At 64.9% G+C, this 23,409-nt stretch carries 22 protein-coding genes; 9 read left to right on the forward strand and 13 right to left on the reverse strand.

The features are described from left to right. Positions 1-5: 5 nt before the first annotated feature. From MC45_RS07190 to rhmD (MC45_RS07220), 7 genes are all read right to left on the reverse strand, one after another. Positions 6-2,216, reverse strand: coding sequence for a beta-glucosidase family protein (locus tag MC45_RS07190; RefSeq protein ID WP_038661288.1), 2,211 nt, complete (start codon positions 2,214-2,216; stop codon positions 6-8). Further along, positions 2,216-4,570 (reverse strand): TonB-dependent receptor, encoded by a 2,355-nt coding sequence (locus MC45_RS07195; RefSeq protein WP_038661292.1) that lies wholly within the window; start codon positions 4,568-4,570, stop codon positions 2,216-2,218. Before MC45_RS07195 ends, MC45_RS07190 begins: the two co-directional genes overlap by 1 nt. Before the next feature lie 134 nt (positions 4,571-4,704). Continuing rightward, entirely contained in the window at positions 4,705-5,934 is a 1,230-nt protein-coding gene (locus tag MC45_RS07200) for a sugar MFS transporter (RefSeq protein ID WP_052075553.1), read from the reverse strand. Next, entirely contained in the window at positions 5,934-6,854 is a 921-nt protein-coding gene (locus tag MC45_RS07205; RefSeq protein ID WP_038661295.1) for an amidohydrolase family protein, read from the reverse strand. Before MC45_RS07205 ends, MC45_RS07200 begins: the two co-directional genes overlap by 1 nt. Before the next feature lie 48 nt (positions 6,855-6,902). Beyond that, entirely contained in the window at positions 6,903-7,652 is a 750-nt protein-coding gene (locus MC45_RS07210) for an SDR family NAD(P)-dependent oxidoreductase (RefSeq protein WP_038661297.1), read from the reverse strand. Beyond that, positions 7,649-8,506, reverse strand: a complete 858-nt coding sequence (locus MC45_RS07215) for a 2,4-didehydro-3-deoxy-L-rhamnonate hydrolase (RefSeq protein ID WP_038661298.1) — start codon at positions 8,504-8,506, stop codon at positions 7,649-7,651. Before MC45_RS07215 ends, MC45_RS07210 begins: the two co-directional genes overlap by 4 nt. A gap of 10 nt (positions 8,507-8,516) precedes the next feature. Further along, positions 8,517-9,698, reverse strand: a complete 1,182-nt coding sequence (rhmD, locus tag MC45_RS07220; protein WP_081974368.1) for an L-rhamnonate dehydratase — start codon at positions 9,696-9,698, stop codon at positions 8,517-8,519. Positions 9,699-9,853: 155 nt separating this feature from the next. Between rhmD (MC45_RS07220) and MC45_RS07225 the strand changes: the two genes are divergently transcribed. The 7 genes from MC45_RS07225 (at position 9,854) to MC45_RS20005 (ending at position 15,662) form a co-directional block, all read left to right on the forward strand. Then, positions 9,854-10,594, forward strand: a complete 741-nt coding sequence (locus MC45_RS07225; protein ID WP_425423997.1) for an IclR family transcriptional regulator — start codon at positions 9,854-9,856, stop codon at positions 10,592-10,594. Next, complete coding sequence (gene lra1 / locus MC45_RS07230; RefSeq protein ID WP_038661300.1) at positions 10,584-11,345, forward strand: L-rhamnose 1-dehydrogenase Lra1; 762 nt, start codon at positions 10,584-10,586, stop codon at positions 11,343-11,345. Before MC45_RS07225 ends, lra1 (MC45_RS07230) begins: the two co-directional genes overlap by 11 nt. A gap of 11 nt (positions 11,346-11,356) precedes the next feature. Next, the gene (locus MC45_RS07235) at positions 11,357-12,262 is read left to right on the forward strand and encodes an alpha/beta hydrolase (protein WP_156143901.1); all 906 of its coding nucleotides are present in this window, start codon (positions 11,357-11,359) and stop codon (positions 12,260-12,262) included. Then, positions 12,259-13,401: an FMN-dependent L-lactate dehydrogenase LldD gene (lldD, locus tag MC45_RS07240; protein ID WP_038661302.1), complete on the forward strand. Its 1,143-nt coding sequence runs from the start codon at positions 12,259-12,261 to the stop codon at positions 13,399-13,401. The genes MC45_RS07235 and lldD (MC45_RS07240) overlap by 4 nt, the downstream gene beginning before the upstream one ends. A gap of 40 nt (positions 13,402-13,441) precedes the next feature. Next, complete coding sequence (locus MC45_RS07245; RefSeq protein ID WP_169742527.1) at positions 13,442-14,086, forward strand: TetR/AcrR family transcriptional regulator; 645 nt, start codon at positions 13,442-13,444, stop codon at positions 14,084-14,086. 92 nt (positions 14,087-14,178) lie between these two features. Continuing rightward, entirely contained in the window at positions 14,179-14,508 is a 330-nt protein-coding gene (locus MC45_RS07250) for a hypothetical protein (RefSeq protein WP_245640869.1), read from the forward strand. A 785-nt stretch (positions 14,509-15,293) separates the two neighbouring features. Next, positions 15,294-15,662: a LysR substrate-binding domain-containing protein gene (locus MC45_RS20005; RefSeq protein ID WP_169742528.1), complete on the forward strand. Its 369-nt coding sequence runs from the start codon at positions 15,294-15,296 to the stop codon at positions 15,660-15,662. 172 nt (positions 15,663-15,834) lie between these two features. Here MC45_RS20005 and MC45_RS07260 read toward each other — a convergent pair whose 3' ends face one another. From MC45_RS07260 to MC45_RS07270, 3 genes are all read right to left on the reverse strand, one after another. Then, positions 15,835-16,731, reverse strand: a complete 897-nt coding sequence (locus tag MC45_RS07260) for a LysR family transcriptional regulator (RefSeq protein ID WP_245640870.1) — start codon at positions 16,729-16,731, stop codon at positions 15,835-15,837. Between the two features lie 80 nt (positions 16,732-16,811). Beyond that, positions 16,812-17,321 carry an alpha/beta hydrolase family protein gene (locus MC45_RS07265; protein ID WP_218916704.1) on the reverse strand — a complete coding sequence of 170 codons (510 nt, stop codon included), beginning with the start codon at positions 17,319-17,321 and terminating at the stop codon, positions 16,812-16,814. 92 nt (positions 17,322-17,413) lie between these two features. Continuing rightward, entirely contained in the window at positions 17,414-18,130 is a 717-nt protein-coding gene (locus MC45_RS07270) for an IS6 family transposase (protein ID WP_038661312.1), read from the reverse strand. 187 nt (positions 18,131-18,317) lie between these two features. Here MC45_RS07270 and MC45_RS07275 point away from each other — a divergent pair, with 187 nt between their 5' ends. Further along, complete coding sequence (locus MC45_RS07275) at positions 18,318-19,013, forward strand: aspartate/glutamate racemase family protein (protein WP_038661314.1); 696 nt, start codon at positions 18,318-18,320, stop codon at positions 19,011-19,013. A 304-nt stretch (positions 19,014-19,317) separates the two neighbouring features. Here MC45_RS07275 and lldD (MC45_RS07280) read toward each other — a convergent pair whose 3' ends face one another. The 3 genes from lldD (MC45_RS07280) to MC45_RS07290 all read right to left on the reverse strand — a co-directional run bounded on the left by lldD (MC45_RS07280) (position 19,318) and on the right by MC45_RS07290 (position 22,133). Beyond that, positions 19,318-20,472, reverse strand: coding sequence for an FMN-dependent L-lactate dehydrogenase LldD (lldD, locus tag MC45_RS07280; protein WP_038661317.1), 1,155 nt, complete (start codon positions 20,470-20,472; stop codon positions 19,318-19,320). Positions 20,473-20,548: 76 nt separating this feature from the next. Further along, on the reverse strand, positions 20,549-21,310 hold the full coding sequence (gene lra1 / locus MC45_RS07285; protein WP_038661319.1) for an L-rhamnose 1-dehydrogenase Lra1: 762 nt from the start codon (positions 21,308-21,310) through the stop codon (positions 20,549-20,551). A gap of 10 nt (positions 21,311-21,320) precedes the next feature. Beyond that, positions 21,321-22,133, reverse strand: coding sequence for an IclR family transcriptional regulator (locus MC45_RS07290; RefSeq protein WP_081974370.1), 813 nt, complete (start codon positions 22,131-22,133; stop codon positions 21,321-21,323). An 82-nt stretch (positions 22,134-22,215) separates the two neighbouring features. Between MC45_RS07290 and rhmD (MC45_RS07295) the strand changes: the two genes are divergently transcribed. Beyond that, a complete protein-coding gene (rhmD, locus tag MC45_RS07295; protein WP_038661322.1) occupies positions 22,216-23,400 on the forward strand; it encodes an L-rhamnonate dehydratase in 1,185 nt (394 codons plus the stop codon). The last annotated feature ends 9 nt before the right edge of the window (positions 23,401-23,409 follow it).

Genomic DNA, 23,409 nt, shown 5'->3' on the forward strand with positions numbered 1-23,409 from the left:
CTCTATCAGGGCTTCAGGGTTTGTTTCGAGAGCCTGACCTGCGCACGCAGGCTGGTCTGCGTCGCCGAAGGCCCGACCTCGATGCCATAGGCTCCGGCCGGCACGATCCAGCGGCGCGCCTTGGCGTCGTAATCGCCGATCACGCGCGGGTCGGCGACCACCGACACCTCGCGGGTCTCGCCCGGCGCCAGCATCGGCTTGCCCCAGCCGATCAAGCGCTTGGCCTTGCCCGGCCGGGTCACATAGACCTGCGGCACGTCGGCGCCGGCGCGCTGCCCGGTGTTGGTGACGGAGAAGCGCACGGTCAACGCCTTGCCGCCGGTCGCGGCGAGCCGGTCGTAGCGGAAGCTGGTGTAGCTGAGCCCGTGCCCGAACGGATAGAGCGGCACGAGCCCCTTGGCCGCATACCAGCGATAGCCGGCGTCCGCGCCTTCGGGGAAGGTCACCGCGAACGGCTTGGTGCCGGCCATCAGGCCATAGGTCGCCCGCGTCGCCGCATCGGCCGGCACCGCATCGCTGCCCGGCAGCACCGGATTGGGCAGTTGCGCAAGCGACGCCGGGAAGGTGACGGGCAGATGCCCCGACGGGTTGACCGCGCCGGTGAGCACGCGCGCGATCGCTTCTCCGCCGCGCTGGCCGGGGAACCATGCCGCGACGATCGCCGGCACCCGGTCGCGCCACGGCATCGCGACGGGGTTGCCCGTCTCCAGCACCACGACGGTGCGGGGATTGGCCGCAGCCACCGCAGCGATCAGCGCGTCGCCGTTGCGGTCGAGCGACAGGTCCTTGTTGTCCGCGGCCTCGGTCGACCATTTCTCGCCGAAGACGATCGCGACATCCGCGCTTCTGGCGGCGGCCGCGGCGGCGGCCGGATCGCTGCCGTCGACGAAGGTGATCTGCGCGTCGGGCCGGATCGCCTTCAGGGCCGCGAGCGGCGCGGTGCCGCCGTAGCTGCGCTTGGCGAACGATGCCGCGCCGCCACCCGTCTGCCGTTCCTCCAGCGTGAAGCCGCCGACCGGGCGAACCTGACTGGACCCGCCGCCCGACAGCACGCCGATATCGGCATGGCCGCCGATCACCACGATCGTGCGCGCAGTCGCGGCGAGCGGCAGCACCCCGCCCTCGTTGCGCAGGAGGACGATCCCCGCCTCCGCCGCACGCAGCGCGACCGCGCCGTTCCTCGCATAGTCGATCGTCGCGCCGCCGGTCGCCGGATGGTCGACGACGCCGCTGGCGTACATCGTGCGCAGAATACGGCGCACCGAGGTGTCGATCGCGCCCTGCGGCACGCGGCCCTCGCTGACCGCGGTCTGCATCAAGTCGGAGAACCAGCGCTTGCCGTCGATCTGCTCGCCCGATTGCTGGTCGAGCCCTTTCAGGATCGCCTCGGACGAATGCACCGCCCCCCAATCCGACATGACGAAGCCCTTGAAGCCCCAGTCCCGCCGCAGCACGTCGTTGAGCAGGAACGGATTCTCGCAGGAGTACACGCCGTTCACGCGATTGTAGCCGCACATCACCGCATGGGGATCGCCCTTCTCCATGCCGATCTCGAAGGCGAGCAGGTCGCTCTCGCGCAACGGCGCCTCCGCCATGTCGACGGTATGGACGCTACGCCCGGTCTCGATCGCATTGGCGGCGAAATGCTTGATCGTCGCGATGATATGGTTGGACTGGACGCCGGCGATCTGCGCGCCGACCAGCGTACCGGCAAGCAACGGGTCCTCACCGAGATACTCGAAATTGCGGCCGGCGCGCGGGTCGCGGACGATATTGACCCCGCCGACCAGCATGACGTTGAAGCCCTTGTCGCGCGCCTCGCCGCCGATCATCGCGCCGCCCTCGCGCGCGACGACCGGGTCCCAGCTCGCCGCCAGCGCCATGCCCGAAGGCAGCGCGGTCGCGACGTCGCCCTTGCGCAGGTCGTTGAGGTTGGACACGCCGAGGCTGGCATCGGTCTCAGTGAGATCGGGGATGCCGAGCCTCGGCACCCCCATGATGATCCCCGCGCCGATCGGCACGCCGGCCGGACGTTTGGCGGCGGGGAGCAGCGACGGCATCGGGCCGTGCAGCAGCCGGATCTTCTCTTCCGGCGTCATCGCCTGCACCGTCGCGGCCGCCCGCGCCTCCGCAGACCGTGTGCGATCGACGGATTGCGCGGTGGCGATGGACGACGTCGCGAGCAGCGCCACACATGCGATCCGCCGCATCGTCATCAGTAGGTCACCCGGAAGTTGAGGCCGAATTCGCGGGGCCGCACCGCCGTGCCGACCGCATAGCCGGTCGGGAACGCGCTATAGTCGACCTGGGTCGACCCCCGCGTCGTCAGCACCGCGACGTTGGCGAGGTTCTTCGCGAATACCGAGAATTCATAGCTGTCGTTGGGTCCGCGCACGCCGAAGAAGACGCTGTTGTTGAGCAGGTCGCCATATTTGACGTTGATGAACGGATCCTCGCGCTTCGGTACGTAATTGGCGAGACCGCGCAGGAACAATTCGCGATTGCCGCTGACCGGCACGCGATATTCGGCGTTGACGCTCACGCCCCACGGCGCCTGATCGCTGAGGCGACCGTTCAAGCGGCAGAAGGCGACGTTCTGGCCGACCGGCACGCGCTGCGCACCGACCGAATCGGGGATGCCGTCACCGTTGAAGTCGTTGCAGGGCGCGGTCGCATTCTTGAACTTGGCATCGTTGTAGGTGGCGCTGAGCCCGAGCTGGAGCTGCGTGCCGATGCGCGTCGACAGCGTACCCTCGACGCCGCGCACGCGGGCATCGCCGTTGAAGGTGAGCGCGGCATTGTTGTCGACCACGCCGTCCTTGCCCGTCGATACGGCGAGGTAGGAGTTGGTATAGGCCAGGTAATTCTTGAAGTCCTGCTGGTAGAGCGCCAGCGTGAACTGCACCTTGCGGTCGGCGAACGCGCCCTTGATGCCGACTTCGTAATTGTTCGACGTTTCCGGCTTGGTGACCAGCAGGCTCTCGTCGAGCCGCGCCGTAGTCGTGTTCAGGCTACCGGGTCGATACGACCGCCCGTAGGTCGCATAGGCGGTCAGGTCGCGGCTGAATTCGTGCCGGAAGCTGGCGCCGCCGGTGAGCTGACGGAAGGTCCGGTTGCGATTGTCCGGGCTGACCCCGGAACTGACGATCGGCACCGGGCCGAGGATCGCGCCGCTCAGCGTCTGGACGAAATCGCTGCGGACCTTCGTCTCCTGATAGCGCAGACCGACCTGCAGCTGATCCTTGCCGGTCACCTGAAAACGGTGATCGGTGAAGACGGCATAGGTATCCGACTTGCTCGGCACGAGTACGCCGACGTCGAGCTTGGGAACGAATTGCGGCGGCGTCCCGGCCGGCACGAACTGGAACAGATACTGGTCCTGTGCCACCGTCGTGTTCGAGGTGCTGTGCTCGTAATAGCCGCCGACGAGGAAGTTCCAGAATCGATTGCCCTGCGAGGTCAGGCGCAGCTCTTGCGAGATCTGCTCGTTCTTGGTCTGGAACGACTGGTTCTGCGAGAAATTGGGCAGCGATCCGCCATAAGCGATGTCGTTGACCCGGCCCTGATCGATATTCTGATACCCGCCGATATAGTTCACGGCGACGCCGCCGAGATCGAGCCCCGCGGCGAGGCTGACGATATGCCCCTTGTAATTGTAGCGGCCCGGCTTGGTCACCAGCGCGCTGCGGTCGGACGGGGTGAGGACGGGGTTCGTGGTCTGGCCCGGCAGCGTGAACAGCATCGGGCTGGTGAGCGTCCGGTTGTTCAGATACTGATAGGTCAGATCGAAATTGAGCCGCGAGGTCGGCTGGAACGCGACGCTGAGACGGCCGCTCTCGGTCTTGTCGCGATCCTGATCGCCGGTGCGCAGATTGGTGACGCCCGTCCCGATGTTCCGGTCGAACAGGCCCGCGGCGCGAACGGCAAGAACGCCGGGGATCAGCGGTACGCTGACCGCGCCCTGCGAATTGATGCCTTGCTGCGTGGTCAGCGTCTGCTGGAAATAGCCGTCGATCTCGTTGAGGTCGGCGCGCCGCGTCGCGATCGTGATCGCGCCGGACGGCGACGTCCGGCCGCGCAGCGTCCCCTGCGGGCCGCGCAACACCTCGATCTGGCCGACGTCGTATAGCGCGCGGAAGGCGCTGCTCGCGTCGAGCGGGGTCTCGTTGAAATAGATGTCGACGGTGGGCGACGTGCCCGAATTCGGATCGAAGCCGACGCCGCGCAGGGTGACCGAATTCGTCGTCGGCTCCTTCGCCGTCAGGCTGAGGCCGGGCGCGAGCTGATCGATCTCGGCGAAGCTGCGCAGGTTGAGCTTCTGGATCGTATCGCCCTGCACGACGTCGACCGATTTGGGCACGTCCTGCAGCCGCTCGGCGCGCTTGTTGGCGGTGACGATGATGTCGCCGCTATCGCCCGGCGCGGGCGGCGTGGTCGCGGTATCGGTCGCCGACTGGGTCGCAGCAGGCGCCGGCGTGGTCGCGGAGTCCGCGGCCTGCTGCGCGAACGCAGGCGCCGTCATCAGCGCGATGCACGATACCGACAAGATCGAAACGGTTTTCAGACGCATGATCGTCCTCCCCTAAACGAATGGCCGCGCCTTACGTGGAACGTACCATATTGTGGGATCAGTTCTTACAGGCTGATCTATCGAGAGTCAATATATAGTTCGGTCTCGTATCATATTATCCCGTGACGATGGGCTCAGCGCTCGTTCTCGAGCTTCGAGAAGCGCCAGCCGTAGAGGGCGACGATCGCGAACGAGACGGCCGGCAGCACGAACGCCGCGGGTGCGCCGTAGCGCTCGGCAAGCAACCCCATCGGATAGGGCAAGGCGACGCCGCCGCCGATCGCCATCACCATCGCCGACGCGCCGCGTTTGGCGCCGCGGCCGAGATCGCGGACGCCGAGCGCGAAGATGGTCGGGAACATCGTCGACATGAAGAAGAAGACGCCGATCATCGCGATCAGCGACACGCGGTCGATACCCGCGGCGACGACGAGAGACAGGACGACGTTCGCCACCGCGAACACGGTCAGCAACTGGCGCGGTCCGACGCGGGCGAGCAACGCGGTCGAGGCGAACCGCCCGACCATATAGGTCATCAGCGCGAACGACAGGAGATAGGCTGCGCCGCGCGGTGTCAGCCCGTCCCAGGTCGTCACCGCGACGTTGATGAACAACGCGCCGATGCCGACCTGCGCGCCGATGTAGATCGCCTGTGTCGCGACGCCGAGCACGAAGTGACGGCGCGCGAGGATGCCGCCGCTGCGCCCGCCCTCGACGGCGTGGCTGTCTTCTGAAATCTCCGGCAGATGCGCGCGCGCCACGAAGAGCGCGAAGACGACGATCGCGACGCCGATGCCGGCATAGATCATCCGCACGCTGTCATGCGCGCCGCCCGCCGCGGCAGGACCGTCGGCGAAGAACAGCGTCCCGCCGATCAGCGGCCCGATGAACGTGCCGAGCCCGTTGAACGACTGGGCGAGGTTGAGCCGACGCGAGGCATCCTCGGGCGGGCCGAGCACCGCGACATAGCTGTCCGCGGCGGTTTCGAGACAGGCGAGGCCCGCGGCGAGCACGAACATCGACAGCACGAACGGCAGGAACGTACCCGACGCCGCCGCCGGGATGAACAGGAAGGCGCCGATCGCCGTCACCGCCAGCCCGGTGAGGATGCCGATCTTGTAGCCCGCCCGCGCCAGCCACAGCCCCGCGGGCAGGCTGACGACGAGATAGGCGCCGAAATAGGCGATCTGGAGCCACGTCGATTCGGCCGTGCCGACGTGCAGCGTGTCCTGGAAATGCTTGTTGAGCACGTCGAGCAGGCCGTAGGCCAGCCCCCAGATGAAGAAGAGGCTGATCGCGAAGGACAGCGCGACGCGCAGGGTGCGCCGCGGCACCTCCGCCGCATGGACGGGGACGGGAGGCATCACGGGCGGGTCTCCAGATCGAGATTGAGGCGGTAGAGGCGATTGGCGTTGCCGCCGAACAAGGCGCAGCGTTCGGCGCGGCTGAAATCGGCGACGATGGCATGATAGGCGGACAGATGCCGGTCGACCGTCCCGAACAATCGATCGGTCGGCAGGTCGCTGGCGAACATCACGCGGTCGGTGCCGAACAGCTCGATCGCCTCGCGGATGAGCGGGCGGACGCGATCCTCGGTCCAGTCGCGCCACGCAAAGCCCATGCCGGAGATCTTGATCGCGACGTGCGGCAGCGCCGCGAGCTGGCGCATGCCCTCCCGCCACCGGGCGAGGCCATCGACATCGGTCAGCACCGGCATCCCCATGTGGTTGAGGAACACCGGCACGTCGTCGTGCCGCGACAGGACGGGGACGAGGCCGGCGACCTGGCCGGGATAGCATTGCAGGTCGAACGACAGGCCATGTACCGCCAGTCGTGCGAAGCCGCGGCGCCATTCCGGCGTCAGCGTCATATCCTGCAACGTGTAGGTCCGCCGGGTCTCGGCATGCCAGTTGACGATCTGGCGGATGCCGCGGACGCGCCGCGACTGCGCCTGCTGGTGCAGCGCATCGTCGACGCAGGGCGCGGTCAGGTCGGCGAAAGCGACGATAGCCGTCGGCAGACCGCCCGCATCCGCCAGCCGGTCGAGCCAGGCGGTCTCCGCCAGATCCTCGTCCGGCCGCGCGCCGGCATCGATATGGACGACGCCGGCGACGGTCCACGCGGCGGTCTCCGCCCGGTAATCGGCGGGCAGATAGGTTCGCGCGATCGCCGAGACGTCGCCGTTCGGCCCGCCGTCGCCGAACGGCGGGGCGAGCCAATCGTAGCGCAGCTGCGCGAGGTCCCAGAAATGGACGTGCGCGTCGACGAAGGGGATGTCGTTCATAATCCTCTCCCCGGGGCGCCCGGCGTTCCGGGTCACCGCGATTTCGTATCAGAAGGTCGTGCGGCCGCCCGACGTGTCGAAGGTCGCCGCGGTGGTGAAGCTGCACTCTTCGGACGCCATGAAGCACACCATCGCGGCGCTCTCGTCGACCTCGCCGAGCCGTCCCATCGGGATCCTGGAGCGCATATAGTCGACCTGGCTTTGCGGCAGCTGCGCGAGGATCGGGCTTTCGAACGTCGCCGGCGTGATCGCATTGGCGACGACGCCCTTCCCCGCCAGTTCCTTGCCGAGGCTCTTGGTTAAGCCGATCACCGCCGCCTTCGATGCCGAATAGGCCGAGGCGTTGGGATTGCCTTCCTTGCCCGCGACCGAGGCGACGTTGACGATCCGGCCATAGCCCTGCGCCAGCATCGCCGGCACGATCGTGCGGTTGCAATAGAACAGCCCGTCGACGTTGACGCTCATCACGTTCAGCCAGCTCTGCACGGGATATTCGTGCACGGGCGCGGTGGCGCCGGTGATGCCGGCGGAGCAGACGAGCACGTCAACCCTGCCCAGCGCCGCATGGCTCTCGGCGAAGGCGCCCTCCACCTCGGACAGTTCGGCGACGTTGAGCGCGGCGACATGCGTCGCGCCCACCTCGGCCGCCGCGGCCTCGAGCATGCTGGCGTTGAGATCCCACAGCGCGACCGTGCCGCCCTCGGCGACGATCCGTTTGGCGACCGCCTTGCCGAGGCCGGAGGCGCCGCCGGTGACGATCGCGGCGCGGCCGGCGAAGCGGCCGGGGAAGATCGTCATGCCGCCTCTCCCGTGCGCGGGTGCCGCCAGGCGACGACGGTCTGCGTCTGCGTGCCCAGTTTCGCGATCGACAGCGTCATCGTGTCGCCGGCCGCGAGGTAGATCGCGTCGGGCTTCTTGCCCTCGCCGACGCCGGGCGGCGTGCCGGTGATGAGCAGATCGCCCGGCTCCAGCGTGACATATTCGCTGACGTAGGAGATCAGTTCGTCGACCGCGAAGATCATCGTCTTCGTATTGCCGGTCTGCATCCGCACGCCGTTGACGTCGAGCGACATGGCGAGGTCCTGCGGATCGCCGATCTCGTCCGGCGTCACCAGCCACGGGCCGACCGGACAGAAGGTGTCGTGCCCCTTCCCCTTCGACCATTGCGTGCCGCGCTGCTTCTGGTTGAACCGCTCCGACACGTCGTTGACCAGCACGTAGCCGGCGACGTGCTCCAGCGCCGCGGCGCGATCGACGTAGCGGCAGGTATTGCCGATCACCACGCCCAGCTCGACTTCCCAATCGCCGTGCGTCGCGCCTTTCGGCAGCATCACGTCGTCGTCCGGTCCGTTCAGGCTCGACAGCGCCTTCATGAACATCATCGGTTCGGTCGGGATCGGCAGGTTCGATTCGATCGCATGGTCGCGATAGTTCAGGCCGATCGCGACGATCTTGCCGATCCCGGCGAGCGGCACGCCGTAGCGCCGTTCGCCCCCGACCAGCGGCAGCGTCGCCGCGTCGACGCCGGCGAGCGTTCGCAGCGTCTCGACGGTGATGTCGGATACGATGCCGGACAGGTCACGGATGTGGCCGTCGGCGTCGACGATACCGGGCGTCTCGTCGCCCTTGGGGCCATAGCGGCAAAGCTTCATGGATCGATCCTCAATGGGTGTAGGGGCGGTGGAGCGGCACGGCGCGGTTGAGCTCGACGCCGAAGCCGGGTTTATCCAGGGCACTCGCCTTGAGGCGGCCGTTGACCGGCACCGGCTCGCCGAGCAGCTGCGGCGCGAACATCGGCACGACTTCGGTCGGGCCGGGATGCATCATCAGGAATTCGGCGAACGGCGAATTGTGGCGCGTGACGACGAAGTGATAGCTGTAGACCGACGAGCCGTGTGGCACGACCATCTTGCCCTTGGCGTCCGCCAGCGCGGAGATCTTGAGCAATTCGGTCACGCCACCGCACCAGCCGACATCGGGCTGGATGATGTCGCAACAATCCATCTCCAGCAGCATGCGGAAGCCCCAGCGGGTCGCCTCATGCTCGCCGGTGGTGACCAGCATCCCCTTGGGGACGTTGCGCTTCAGCTCGGCATAGCCCCAATAATCGTCGGGGCTGATCGCCTCCTCGATCCATTTGAGGCCATGGTCGTGGCAGGCGATGGCGAGGCGGGTGGCGTAATCGACGTCGAGCGCCATCCAGCAATCGTACATCAGCCAGAAATCGGGGCCGACCTTCTCCCGCATGTCGGCGAGCAGGGCGACGTTCTTGTGCAGTCCCTCCAGCCCCTCGGCCGGACCATGGTGCAGCGGCAGCTTGCCGCCGATGAAGCCCAGTTCCTTGGCGACATCGGGGCGCGCGCCGGTGGCGTAGAATTGCAGCTCGTCGCGCACCGCGCCGCCGAGCAGGTGATAGACCGGCTCCTGCCGCAGCTTGCCGAGCAGGTCCCACAGCGCGAGGTCGACGCCCGAGATGGCGTTGATGACCAGCCCCTTGCGCCCGTAATATTGGGTCGAGAAGTACATCTGGTCCCAGATCTTCTCGTAATCGGCCGGGTTGCGGCCCTCGAGAAAGCGCGCGAGATGCTTCTCGACGATATAGCAGGCGGGCTCGCCGCCGGTGGTCACCGCGAAGCCGATCGTGCCGTCGTCCGCCTCGATCTCGACCACCAGCGTGCCGAGCACGTTGATCCCGAAGCTCTGCCGCGACTGGCGGTATTCGGGATAGCGCGCCATCGGCGTCGCGATGTGATCGTCGATCCAGTGGCCCTCCTCCTGGTCGTGATAGTCCGCGCCACCGCCGCGTACGACGAACGCCCGCACGTGCTTGATCTTCGCCAGCATGATTCCTCTCCTGCGTTGCCCCTCGCATACCGAAAGGATACGACTACGTACAATAAATATTTTCCACATGATGAAACATGGTGTAAGCCCGTGGGATGGAACCGGAGAGAAACGCGGCCCAGCCCCAGACCGGGGCGGGCGGCAGCCAGACCCTGATGCGGGGCCTCGACGTGGTCGAGGCGGTCGCGCGCGGCGCGACGACGCTGACGCCGATGGCGGCGCAGCTCGGGCTCAGTCGCAGCACGACGCATCGCCTCGCCTCCTCGCTGGTGGAGCGCGGCTATCTCGCGTTCACGCCGCGTGCCGGCTATCGGCTCGGGCCGAAGCTGCTCGAACTGGGACAGCTTGCGCACGAGCAGGCGGACATCGTCCAGGTCGCGCGGCCGCATCTCGAGGAGCTGTCCGCCAGGACCGAGGATACGGTGCATTTCGGCGTGCTCGACGGCGACCGCGCGCTCTACCTCGACAAGATGCCCGGCCGGCGCCGCATCACGATCTCGTCGCGGATCGGCGACCGGCAGCCGCTCACCTCGACCGGGCTCGGCAAGGCGCTGATGATCGACCGGCCCGCCGCCTTCTGGATCGCGCAGCTCGACGCCGATGCGCGCGACGGCGGCCTGCCGGTCGATCGCGACCTGTGGCTGGCGCGGATGCGCGACTATGCCGCGACCGGCTGCGCCTTCGACCTCGAGGAGAACGAAGACCAGATCCGCTGCGTCGCCGCGCCGGTGCGCGATGCCGGCGGGGCGATCGTCGGCGCGCTCAGCGTGTCGAGCGCCGCACAATATATGAACGACGCGCGCATGCGGGATCTGGCCGATCTGGTCGTCACGACCGCGCACGACATCAGCCGGGACCTCGGATGGTCCGACAAGGAGAGCCCCATTGTTGCTTGAAGGGAAGACGGTCCTCATCACCGGCGGGTCGTCGGGGATCGGCGCCGCCGCCGCGGTCGAGGCGGCCCGTCAGGGTGCCGATGTCGCGATCAACTATATCGGCGCGGATGCAGGCGCGCACGACGTCGTCGCCCGCATCGAGGCGCTCGGGCGTCGCGGCGTCGCGTTGAAGGGCGACGTCGCCGAGCCCGATACCGCGACGGCGTTCGTCGGCCGGGCCGCGGATGCGCTGGGCCGGGTCGACGTCTTCGTGTCCAACGCCGGCATCTGTCCGTTCCATGCGTTTCTCGACATGCCGGCCGCGACGTTCGAGCGGACCATGGCGGTCAACCTGCACGGCGCCTTCTATATGGTGCAGGCCGCCGCCAACCGGATGGTCGCGCAGGGCGGTGGCGGCGCGATCGTCGCCGTTTCGTCGATATCGGCGCTGGTCGGGGGCGAATATCAGACGCATTACACGCCGACCAAGGCGGGCGTGCATTCGCTGATGCAATCCGCCGCGATCGCGCTCGGCCGGTACGGCATCCGCTGCAATTCGGTCCTGCCGGGCACGATCCTCACCGAGATCAACCGCGACGATCTGGCGGATACCGGCAAGCGCGAGCGGATGGCGGCGCGGGTTCCGCTCGGCCGGCTCGGCGAACCCGAGGATCTCGCCGGTCCGATCGTCTTCCTCGCTTCCGACATGGCGCGCTACGTCACCGGCGCGGCGCTGCTCGTCGACGGCGGCGCCTATGTGAACCTGCAATGATCGGCAGACCGATGCGCGCCGCCGCCCTTCTGGCCCTCCTCCTCGCGCCGCTCGCGGCTCCCGCGCAGACCGTGCCGCCGTCGCTGCCCGTCCCCGCGGAATTCGCGACCGCATTGCCGCTCCGCACCGGCGATGTGCCGAACGGCAACGGTCCCGAACAGTGGAACGGCAAGCCGGGGGCGATGTCGGTCCGGAACACCGTGTCGGCGAGTCTGGTGCCGGTGCTCCCCGATGTCGGCAAGCGCACCGGCGCCGCGGTGGTGATCGCCCCGGGCGGCGGCTTCATGACGCTGTCCTGGGACCACGAGGGGATGGAGGTCGCCCGGGTCATGGCCGATCATGGCATCGCCGCCTTCGTCCTGAAATACCGCGTCGACCCGACGCCGCGCGACCCGGCCGGCTTTGGTCGCGCGATGTCGGCGCGGATGACGAACTGGATCGGCAAGCCCGGCGAGGGACTGAAGATCACGACGCCGTCCTATGCCGTCGCCGACGGCATCGCCGCGCTGCGCCTGGTGCGCGCGCGCGCGGGCGAATGGGGAATAGATCCGACGCGGGTCGGCATGATCGGCTTCTCGGCCGGCGCGCGGACGACGCTGGGGGTCACGCTTCAGGCGGCGCCCGCCGATCGGCCCGCCTTCATCGCGCCGATCTACCCGCCGATGGAGCGGATCGCGGTACCCGCCGATGCGCCGCCGATGTTCGTGGCGATGGCGACCGACGATCCGCTGTCCGGTCGCGCCGGCTACGGTCTGCTCGAAAGCTGGGCCGCGGCACGCCGTCCGTTCGAATTCCATGCCTATCAACGCAGTGGACATGGCTTCGGATTGGGCGTCAAGGGCACCACGACGCAAGGCTGGATCGACGGGCTGTTGCGCTGGATCACGTTCAACGGCTTCCTGAAGGCAAGACCATGAAGGCTGCATCGGCTCTCGACTACCGCGACCTCGCGCGCCGCAAGCTCCCGCATTTCCTGTTCGAATATATCGACGGCGGCTCCTATGCCGAGGTGACGTTGCGGCGGAACATCGCGGATCTCGAGGCGATCGCCTTGCGGCAGCGGATCCTCACCGACGTTTCGGCGCTCGACCTGACGACCGAATTGTTCGGGCAGAATCTCGCCATGCCCATCGCGCTGGCGCCGATCGGCCTCGCGGGCCTCAACGCGCGACGGGGCGAGGTCCAGGCGGCGCGCGCGGCAAGCAAGGCGGGGATACCCTTCTGCCTGTCGACGGTCTCCGCCTGCCCGATCGCCGAGGTCGCGGCCGGCACCGATGCGCCCTTCTGGTTCCAGCTCTATATGATCCGCGATCGCGGCTTCATGCGCGACCTGATGGCACAGGCGAAGGAGGCGGGCTGCTCCGCGCTGATCTTCACCGTCGACATGCCCGTCCCCGGGTCGCGCTATCGCGACTATCGATCGGGGCTGGCGGGGGCGTCGGGGTTCATGGGGTCCGCCCGGCGCACCGTCCAGGCGATGCTGCGCCCGGCCTGGGCCTATGACGTCGGCGTCCGCGGGCGTCCGCATCAGCTCGGCAACGTCGCCCCCGTGCTCGGCAAGAACACCGGTCTCGAAGACTTCTTCGCCTGGATGCGCAACAATTTCGATCCGACGGTCTCGTGGCGCGACCTCGAGTTCATCCGGGAGAGCTGGGACGGGCCGCTCGTCATCAAGGGCATTCTCGACGTGGAGGATGCGCGCGCCGCGGCGACGCTCGGGGCGGACGGGATCGTCGTGTCCAATCATGGCGGGCGCCAGCTCGACGGCGTCCCCTCGACCGCCGCGGCCTTGCCGATCATCGCCGATGCGGTGCGGGATCGGCTCACGGTATTGGCGGATGGTGGCATCCGCTCCGGCCTGGACGTCGTCCGCATGCTCGCGCTCGGCGCGCACGGCGTACTGCTCGGCCGCGCCTGGGTCTACGCGCTGGCCGCGGCCGGCGAAAAGGGCGTCACCCACATGCTGCAGCTCATGGAAGCGGAGATGCGCGTGGCCATGGCGCTGACCGCGCGCACGACGATCGCCTCGCTCGACCGCAGCGCGCTGGTCCGCTGACGGCTTGGTATCGCGGGGCCAGTCTTATATGGGCGACGCCATGACCAAGGCTGCTCCGACATTCGTACCCCGCCGCGGCCGGCCGACGGCCAAGCAGGTCGAGGCGATCGACAATGCGCTGATCGCCACCGCGCGCCGCCATTTTCTGGAAAACGGCTTCGATGCGGTCGCGATGGAAGCGATCGCCTTCGAACTCGGCGTGTCCAAGACGACGCTATACGGTCGCTTCCCCTCGAAGGAGGCGCTGTTCCACGCGATCGTCGAGGATGCGGTCGCGCGATGGTCGGCGGAGGCGTCCGAGGCCGATAGCGAACTGACCGACGACATCGACCAGCGGCTGCGCCACCATGTCCGCGTCATCGCCCGGTCGCACGACAATCCCGAGGTGCAGGCGTTCCAGCGGATCATCGTTTCGACCGCCGGCCGCTTTCCGGAACTCGCCAAATCGATGCACGACGTCGGCTCGCTCTACATCATCAACCTGATCGCTCGGGACATCCGCGACGCCGCCGCAAGAGACGGCATTCCCGCGCGCGATCCGGAAAGCATCGCCACGCGCATCGTCGCGTCGATGACGGGCTGGTATCTCCAGCAAAGCCTGATCCGGACCGTCAGCAACGCGGAATTCGACGCTTACGGCGAGCGGACGGTGGACATCATCATGGCCGCCCGCGCGATCTGGTGACCGGGCGGTCATTGACATAGATACGGTACCGTACGATATAACTGTTGGCAGCCCCGACGCTGCGTGATGAGAGGATATCTATGCGTACGTTGATGGCAGCTGCCGCCCTTCTTCTGGCCCCCGCGACGCTCGTGAACGCGCAGGCCGCCAAGCCGCCCGCCGCGTCGGCGACCGCGACGACGGCCCATTATTCGACGTCGACGACCGAGATCGGTACGCTGCTCGACGATCCTGCCGCCAAGGCGGTGATCGAGAAGCACGTCCCGGGGATGACGACCAACGACCAGATCGACATGGCGCGGGCGATGACGCTGAAGGACATCCAGCAATATTCGCCCGATGCGGTGACCGACAAGGTGCTGGCAGCGATCGACGCCGACTTCGCGAAACTGCCCGCCAAACCGGCCGCAGCGGCGAAGTAACGCCTGACCCTTATCCGATGCCATGGGCTGCCGAGACATCATCGGCAGCCTTTTTTTTGGCGCCTGCTGATCCGCTCGGGCAGTATCGACCATCCGGTGGCCGATGCATTGACAGCGGCCGCGCAGCAGGCGTCATTGGCGATCTACGCGCAACGCCATCCGAAATGGGTGTTCCGGTATTTGCCCCGGTTAGCCGGGCAAGCCCCGTAGATCGGGAAATGTCGCGTATCATCGACGGTAAGTGGCGGGCCACGCCAGACCCCGATGAGCACTACGTCTACGCCATAGCCGTCTAAATCCCTCCCCAGGGCGTCGTTCCTGTTTCTAATGAGGTACGACGCCTCAACTCAGTCCCTCGGGCGGAGGACAAATCCGATAGGCGGGTTTCGAATTTTGAGCGTGCGATAGTAGCCGCTTGCCGCAGTGCTGCCATCGCGCAAATGATGGTTGATCGGGATGAGCATGGGCTGTCAGGTCCATCTCTCGCGAGTTCGGCCGCAAGATGCGGGAGGCCGGCGATCTTCGATCGTGGCAGGATCACACCGGGTCACGAACAGAAGCACCATGAATCCTGAAGCCGCCGTGTGACGCGCGCCTGCCAGCACGCCACCGGATATCTGGAAGGGCTGGACAGCCGCCCGGTCACAACGACTATCGGCCCTGCCGAACTGCCCCGCCGCCTCAACGTCGAGCTGGGGGCCGTCGGCACGCCTGCGATATCAGTCAGATTGTCGTCGACGGCGAGTTCTACGCGGACATGCGGGTGTTCGGCGAGGAAGGACCTCGTGGACCGCTTTTTCGACCGAGCCAACGGCGCCTTGGCTCTGCGGCACGATGCGCGCCTGCTTCATTCGAAGTCGCGCCCGGAAGCTTGGGAGACTTGGAGCACGTGCAACGGTGTGGCGCTCCCGGTTAGGCCATGGCAAATGTTGGAGCACGTCTATCTCATTCTGCAAGCGGCGGCCGCCGGCCTCGGCGTCGCGATGGGATGGTGGCACATGGCACGCGATGAGATCGCCAGCGGCGTGCTGGCAGCACCAATCGGCTTCGTGGCCGATGGATCGCGCTATCTGCTGCTGTCGTCGGAAGCTGCGTCACCGCGTGTAATTCGATCGCGCGAGGCGTTGCTGGATTGGATGCACCGCTTCGGCTGACAGTGGTATTGAGCGTACAATGCGAGCATTCAAGATCGACACTTTTATATGTCGACCTTCAAGTATATTCCTGAGGCAACCTATGCCCGATACGGATTTATATGTCCAAAACGCCGTCGGCAGATCAAATATTGGTTAGGAATTATGCCTCCATTAGAGTGATTTGGAATCATTAAAAGGCGGTAGCGTCAATTATGAACTGATCGTAGCTACTCATCCGTCCTGCAAGTTCGAGCAGATTTCGAAGTCCTAGACCTCGGTTGTGTGGAGACCAGACTACCGAGCAGGAGAGTGTTTCCGGCTCGTCGAAGATTGGCCGAAATATCACACCGGAAGTATGAAGAAGCGTTTTCGCCTCGCCGACAATGCTCAAACCATACCCCTGCGCGACCATCGTCATCAGTGTGATGTGCTCGACGTCGAAGCGCCGGATGGACATATCCACTGCCGCGCCGGCGAGGCGCATAATGATATGGTCGTGCACCTGCTGCCCGGCGCCTCTGTGCCGAACGATGAATGCTTCGTTGGCAAGTTCGGCCCATGTCACGCCCGCTTCATCCGCAAGTCTATGGTGTGCGGGCAGCGCGACGAGAAGCCGTTCGCTCCACAGTCTGCGTGCATGGCAGTCGGGAAACGCCGGTGAACCTGCCACGAAGGTCGCATCCAGCCTGTCCGCTCGAAGCCGCATCACGTTCTCGCGCGCGGCCCCCTCAATGATCTCTACCTCGATTCCTGAATGCTGCTCCCGGTAACGCTCGATCAAGGTGGCTAGGAAGCTCCCTTGGATGAGTGCGTGGACGCCGACGCGCAGGCGACCGTGCTCCCCGCGCGCCACCATGCTGGCGGTCCTGACTGCCTGGTCGAGTTGATCGATGCCGACACTCACCCGCTCGACGAAATGCCGGCCGGCTTCCGTCAGGCGGACACCTCGCGCATGACGCTCGAACAGGAGGATGCCCAGGGTTTCCTCCAGCGCTTTGATGCGTGCGCTGACGCTGGACTGGCTAACTCCTATTGCGCTCGCGGCGTGGCGGAAGTTGAGATACTCTGCAACGGCAAGCGTTTGCACGAGTGACGCAAGCGGGATGCGCGATCCAAGTAGCGCTGGGGCTCTCATGGGTGCGGTTGAACGGCGTCGCCGCATCGAAATCAGCGAGCCAGAAGGTCGGTTATGGCCTGCTCGATGAACTTGGTGTCCGCATCGTTAAGACCTTCGCCCGCGACATGGCCCCAAGCCGATTCCAAGACGCGCAATTCCGCCCGCGATATCCGCGCGGCCTCGGCGGCGGCATCCTCGACCGGAAAGTAAAGGTCGCTCGACGAAGGCATGACGATCGTGTCGGCACCGATCGCAGACAGCGCTTTGTCGAGATCGCCGTGATAGAGAGGATTGGCACCGACATCCGCGTGCTGCCCGGTCCAGAGCTGGGCGAGCAGATTGTTGGCGTCGCGCTTCAAGAACCAGCCTTCCCAGAAATCGACGAGGAAGTCGTCGATGGAGGCATAGCCCAGCGCACTTTCGTCCAGCCTTTCGCGGAAGAAGGCTGGCGAGAAGCCCCATGCTGCATAGATGCGGGCGGCCACCCGCAAACCGCGCTGGGGCTGCCGAACGTAGAAACCTTCCCGGAAGTCCGGGTCCAGCTCGATCGCGGCACGCACGCTGTCGAAGAACAGGTAGAAGTGGCGGGGGAGCTGTCAGTTTAATGCGGACGCGTCTCGGCAGGCTGGAGCTGGTCTTTTGAGGGCAAACCTTAGCTGACAAGCGCCTGCCACTCCGCCAGCGCGGCGGAGCGTCGCTCTCGATAGGCTTGTCGGTCGATGAGGTGTCGTTCCAGGCTGAAGTGGTTGTGGACGTTAGCGTGCACAGAGGCGAACTTTTGCAGCGTCTTCATCTGCCGGAACCTCAGCATCGCCCGCTCTCGTCGTCGGAACGCCAAGTGGCTGTTCTCAACCCGGTTGTTGGCCCAGCGACCCACCTCCTGCCGATCGCGGCAGCCCAGCTCATTCATCGCAGCGCCGTAGCTGCGCAGGCCGTCGGTGGTGATCTTATCTGGCGATCCATGACGCTTGAGCGCTTTCCTCATGAAGGTCAGCGCTGCCGCCTTGTCACGGGCCTTGGTGACGTAGCTTTCTAGCACCTCGCCTTCATGATCGACCGCCCGCCACAGGTAGACCATCTCGCCATTCAGCTTCACGTACATCTCGTCCAGGTGCCAACGCCAATGGCGAAAGCCGCGCATTCGGCTCACCCGCTGTTGGCGGATATCGCTGGCAAATATCGGCCCGAACCTGTTCCACCAGAGGCGCACTGTCTCGTGGCAGATGTCGATTCCCCGCTCGAACAGCAGGTCCTCTACGTTCCGTAGCGACAACGGAAAACGCACGTACATCAGCACCACCAACCGGATCACCTCAGGTGACGAGTTGAAGTAGCGAAACGGGCTGGCGGGCTTGCGCGGGCGGGGCATATGCCCGCCCTACCCGCTTTCAATTACCAGCCGGTGCATTTGCTTTGACGGAGCCTGTAGCCGGGATCAGCGCGGGCCGGGCGGTCGTTAGCTGTCTTAAGAACGATAATGGAAAGAGGACGTGACAGGGTTCTGAAAACTCATAGGTGTTGTCGAACAGGGGGATGAGAGCGGAGCATATTGAGGCATGAAGATGATCGGCCTGATCGGTGGCATGAGCTGGGAAAGTTCCGCCGCGTACTACCGCATCGTCAACGAGGGAGTGCGGGACCGGCTCGGCCCGACCGCATCTGCCCGGTGCCTCCTGTGGTCATTCAATTTCGCAGAAATCGAGGATTTGCAACATAAGGGCGATTGGCCGGGCCTGACGACGCGTATGGTCGACGCGGCACGGCGCCTTGAAGCGGGCGGTGCGGGCGTGCTGCTGATCTGCACTAATACCATGCACCGTATGGCGTCCGACGTGCAGGCGGCGGTGAGCGTGCCCCTGCTCCATATCGCCGATCCCACAGCCGAACGCATAAAAGCGGCCGGCTTCAGGAAGGTCGGACTACTCGGTACCGCGTTCACAATGGAACACGCCTTCTACAAGGGACGGCTCACCGATCAGCACGGTCTTGATGTCATCATTCCGAATGAAGAGGATCGTGCCATTGTACATCGCATCATCTATGAGGAACTGGTCGCGGGTAAGGTCCTGCCGTCATCCCGTGAGGATTACCGCGCGATCATTGCCAGACTGGTCGAGAATGGCGCGGAGGCGGTGATCTTGGGATGCACCGAAATCATGTTGCTGATCCAACCGGAAGACAGTCAGGTGCCGATCTTCGACACTACCGCTCTACATGCGGCAGCGGCGATCGAATTAGCGTTGTCCCGCTAATTGCTACGTTTCCAAACACGACTTCATAGGGGATTGAGCTCAAGCGTCCCCCGCCCCTACTGTTGCAACGACCCACTTGCGGACACTCGGGAGGCTTTGCAACGCCCCCACTTACGGACACTCGTTCAGGTTCACGCCGCAATCTCGGTTAACTGGTATTTACGAGCAACTGACGCTAAGATTGTAGATATTACCGCGATATTGCAGGTTGCTTTGTCAATTTGCGCGATCCTACCGAGCAAATACCGCGAGCTGGTTGACCGATCACTACTAGATCGATCCGAATAAATCCTAATTTATTTAGCTACCGACGAGTATCGACGACGAGTTTTTCTCTCGTTATGCGATCGATACTCGTCGAACTCGTCAATGCCATTGCAACGCGCATTTCGGCTTCGATCAGCTTCAACATGTGGTCGACGCCCTTTTCCCCTGCTGCTGCCAACGCATAGACCCACGCTCGCCCGAGCAACACGCCGTGCGCACCAAGCGCGAGCATTCGAACAACGTCCAGACCAGATCTAACGCCTCCATCGGCCAACACCGTCAACCGATCGCGCACCGCGTCAGCGATCGGCGGCAGCGCTCGAGCCGTCGACGGAACGCCGTCGAGCTGCCGGCCACCGTGATTTGAAACCACGATCCCGTCCGCGCCAAGATCAGCCGCAGCTCGCGCATCCTCGACGTCCAAGATGCCCTTGATGATCAACGGTCCGTCCCAGGTATCTCGAATGAACTCCAGATCTTTCCACGAGACAGTCGGGTCGAAGTTATTTCGCATCCAAGCGAAGAAATCTTCCAACCCGGTATTCTTGCCCAGGACGGGTGCGACGTTGCCTAGTTGATGTGGTCGTCCCCTTATACCGACGTCATAGGCCCAAGCAGGCCGAAGCATCGACTGCACTGCACGTCGGGCGCCACCCATGAAACCCGACGCTCCCGCCAATCCAGAGCGATAGTCGCGATAGCGGGAGCCTGGGACCGGCATGTCCACCGTGAACACCAACGCGGAACACTGGGCTGCTTTTGCCTGAGCTAACAAATCACGCATGAAGCCACGGTCGCGGATCATGTAAAGCTGGAACCAGAAGGGCTGCGACGTGGCAGCGGCAACCTCGTCTATCGGGCATGCTGAAACCGTAGAAAGGCAGAATGGCACGCCTGCCGTCTGCGCAGCACGAGCAGCTTGGACCTCACCCCGGCGCGCGTTCATCCCTGCCAACCCGATCGGCGCCAGGGCGATCGGCAGACGTTGGCTGCGTCCGAACAGCGTCGTCGACAGGTCCAGCGTCGAGACGTCGGTCAGCACGCGCTGTCGCAACGCAATGTCTTCCAGATCAGCGACATTCCGCCGCAACGTGACCTCTGCGTAGCTCCCCCCGTCGATGTACTCGAACAGAAAATGCGGCAGGCGGCGTCGCGCCAGTTCGCGATAATCGATCGCGGAAGCTGCCTTCATGACCGAGCCTGTTCAAAATCATGCGTTGAGGAAGACGGTGCGGACCGAAAAACGCCTCGAATGATACGCGGCCGGATCATTGCAGGTTCACAAATGCGCCGCCATCCACCAGCAACGCCGCGCCGGTGACGTAGCGGGCTAGGTCGGACGCAAGGAACACGATCGGACCTGCGATGTCGTCCGGTTCGCCAAGCCTCCCAAGCGGTATGCGCTGCGCCATCCGCGCGCGCTTCTCCGGATCGGCAAGATCTTCCTTGTTGATGTCGGTGAGGATCGTCCCCGGCAATACCGAGTTACACCGAATACCGTGACGACCAAGCGCGATTGCCGTCGACTGCATCAGCGAATGCACGCCCGCCTTGGTCGGCGTGTAATGGGTCTGATACTCGCCTCCGACGAGCGCGGAGATGGATGACACGGCGACGATGGCACCCCCCTGCCCCTGACGCATCATCTGGTTGGCCGCAGCCTGCACCATGAAATAGGCGCCGTGAAGATTTACGCGCATCGTTCGTTCGAACGTCTCCACGGGCATGTCGAGAAACGCATGGAACGGGCAGATGCCGGCATTGTTGACGAATACATCGACCCGCCCCAGCGCTTCGGCAGCGCGGGTCACGAAGTCGCTCGCGGTCGCCGGGTCGGCTACGTCGCCCGCCACCGCGATAGCCTTGCGCCCCAAGGCGGTAATCGCCGCCACGCACGATGCCGCCTCGTCCTCGCTGCCAAGAAAATTGATCGCAACGTCAGCACCGTGTCGTGCGGCGGCAATCGCGGTCGCCCGTCCGATCCCAGCCGATGCCCCGGTCACGAGTACGGTCTTTCCTACTAGCAGCATCTCTCTTTCCCTAATTCTTCGGTAGCGAGGCGGTCCAGCCAAGGTCGCGGCTGACGGCGTCGGCTGCATCGGATACCGTTTTCGATAGTTCGCCCATTCGCTCGTCGCTCATGTACTGCGCGGCACTCGATACGCTGATCGCCCCGACGATGACGCCCTTCGCATCGCGAACCGGCGCCGCAACGCAGCGGATCTGGTCCTCATTTTCTTCGAGATCGAACGCGCGGCCGGCATCCACATAGCTTCGCATCCGGCTCTCCCACACCGTCCAGTCGGCAGGGTGCGATCCCTCGGCCTGATCGGCATCGAAGCGAGCGCGCCAGTATTTAGGGGGATGATCGAGCATCAGCGCCTTGCCGAGCCCGGTCGATGTCAGCGGCTGTCGATCGCCCACTCGGCTAGAAATGGTTATCCGGCGCCGGCCCGGCATCTTGTCGAGATACAGCGCACGGTCGCCTTCGAGAACACCGAGATGGACGGTGTCCTCGGTCGATGCGGACAGAGCTTCCAGATGGAGTCGGGCAACCTGGATGATGTCAGCCTGGACATGGGCCAACGCGCCGAGTTCGAGCAGCTTCGGTCCAAGCCGATACCCGGCACGCGGCGTGAAGGCGAGATAGCCGCGCTCCACCAGCGCACTCGCCAACCGATGCGTCGTACTCTTGGTCAGCGCCAGACGGTCAGCCAGCTCAGGGAGCCCCAGGACCTCCTGTGCGATCGCCTCGATCACATCGAGACCGCGCATCAGGGTCTGGCTACCCGCCCCGACCGTGGTTTCCTTGTCCGTGTTCGTGAGCGGTTCTGTTGACGCCATGATTTTCATTCCCTAGGATACTATTCCATAATATGGCAATAGGTGCTGCGGTTCTTATAGGGAACAACGCAGAATAAGGGCAGGATGAACCGTGGCGCTACCAAAGATCAAATATGTGCGAGCCTTCACTGCGACCGGTGGCGGCGCTGACTATCACGACCAGACCGGGGCGCATTGGATCGACGATCATATCGCAACGCCGATGAGCCGGTATCCCGAATACCGGGAGTCACGACGCAGCTTCGGGATCAACGTGCTTGGCACTTTGGTCGTTGAGATCGAAGCTGACGACGGCACCATCGGGTTTGCGGTCACGACCGGCGGGGAGCCCGCCTGCTACATCGTTGAGAAGCACCTCGCGCGCTTTCTGGAGGGTCGAAATCCCGCCGACTACGAGAAGATCTGGGACCAGATGTACTTCTCGACGCAATATTACGGGCGCAAGGGGCTGGTCGTAAACGCGATCTCCGGAGTCGATCTGGCCCTATGGGACCTGCTGGGCAAATTGCGGGGCGAGCCGGTGCATCAACTGCTCGGCGGTCCCGTCCGCGACGAGCTGCAGTTCTACGCGACCGGCGCTCGCCCGGATGTTGCGAAGGAACTGGGCTTCATCGGCGGCAAGATGCCGCTGCACCACGGCCCGGCCGAGGGGTTGGAAGGACTGCACAAGAACGTCGCGATGCTGGCCGACATGCGGGCGAAGGTCGGCGACGACTTCTGGCTGATGTACGATTGCTGGATGGCGCTCGACGTAGATTATGCCACGCGTCTGGCGATCGCGTGCCACGAGCACGGCCTGAAATGGCTCGAGGAAGCAATCAGCCCGGATGACTATTGGGGCTATGCCGAATTGAAGCGCAACGTGCCCAAGGGCATGCTGGTCACGACCGGCGAACATGAGGCGACCCGCTGGGGCTTCCGCATGCTGCTCGAGATGGACTGTTGCGACATCATACAGCCCGATGTCGGCTGGTGCGGTGGCGTGACCGAGCTGCTCAAGATCAGCGCACTGGCCGATGCCAAGGGCAAGATGGTCGTGCCGCATGGCTCGTCGGTCTACAGCTATCATTTCGTCATCACGCGCCACAATTCACCGTTCGCCGAGTTCCTGATGATGCATCCGGGGCCGACCGAAGTGGTGCCGATGTTCGCACCGCAACTACTCGGCGAACCCGTACCCGTGAACGGTCGGATCAAGGCCAGCCAGCTCGACAAACCTGGGTTCGGTGTCGAGCTCAACCGCGACGTTCCTCTCAACCGTCCCTACACACACTGAGGTTCTTCC

This window comes from Sphingomonas taxi (assembly GCF_000764535.1).
In the GTDB taxonomy this organism is placed as follows: domain Bacteria; phylum Pseudomonadota; class Alphaproteobacteria; order Sphingomonadales; family Sphingomonadaceae; genus Sphingomonas; species Sphingomonas taxi.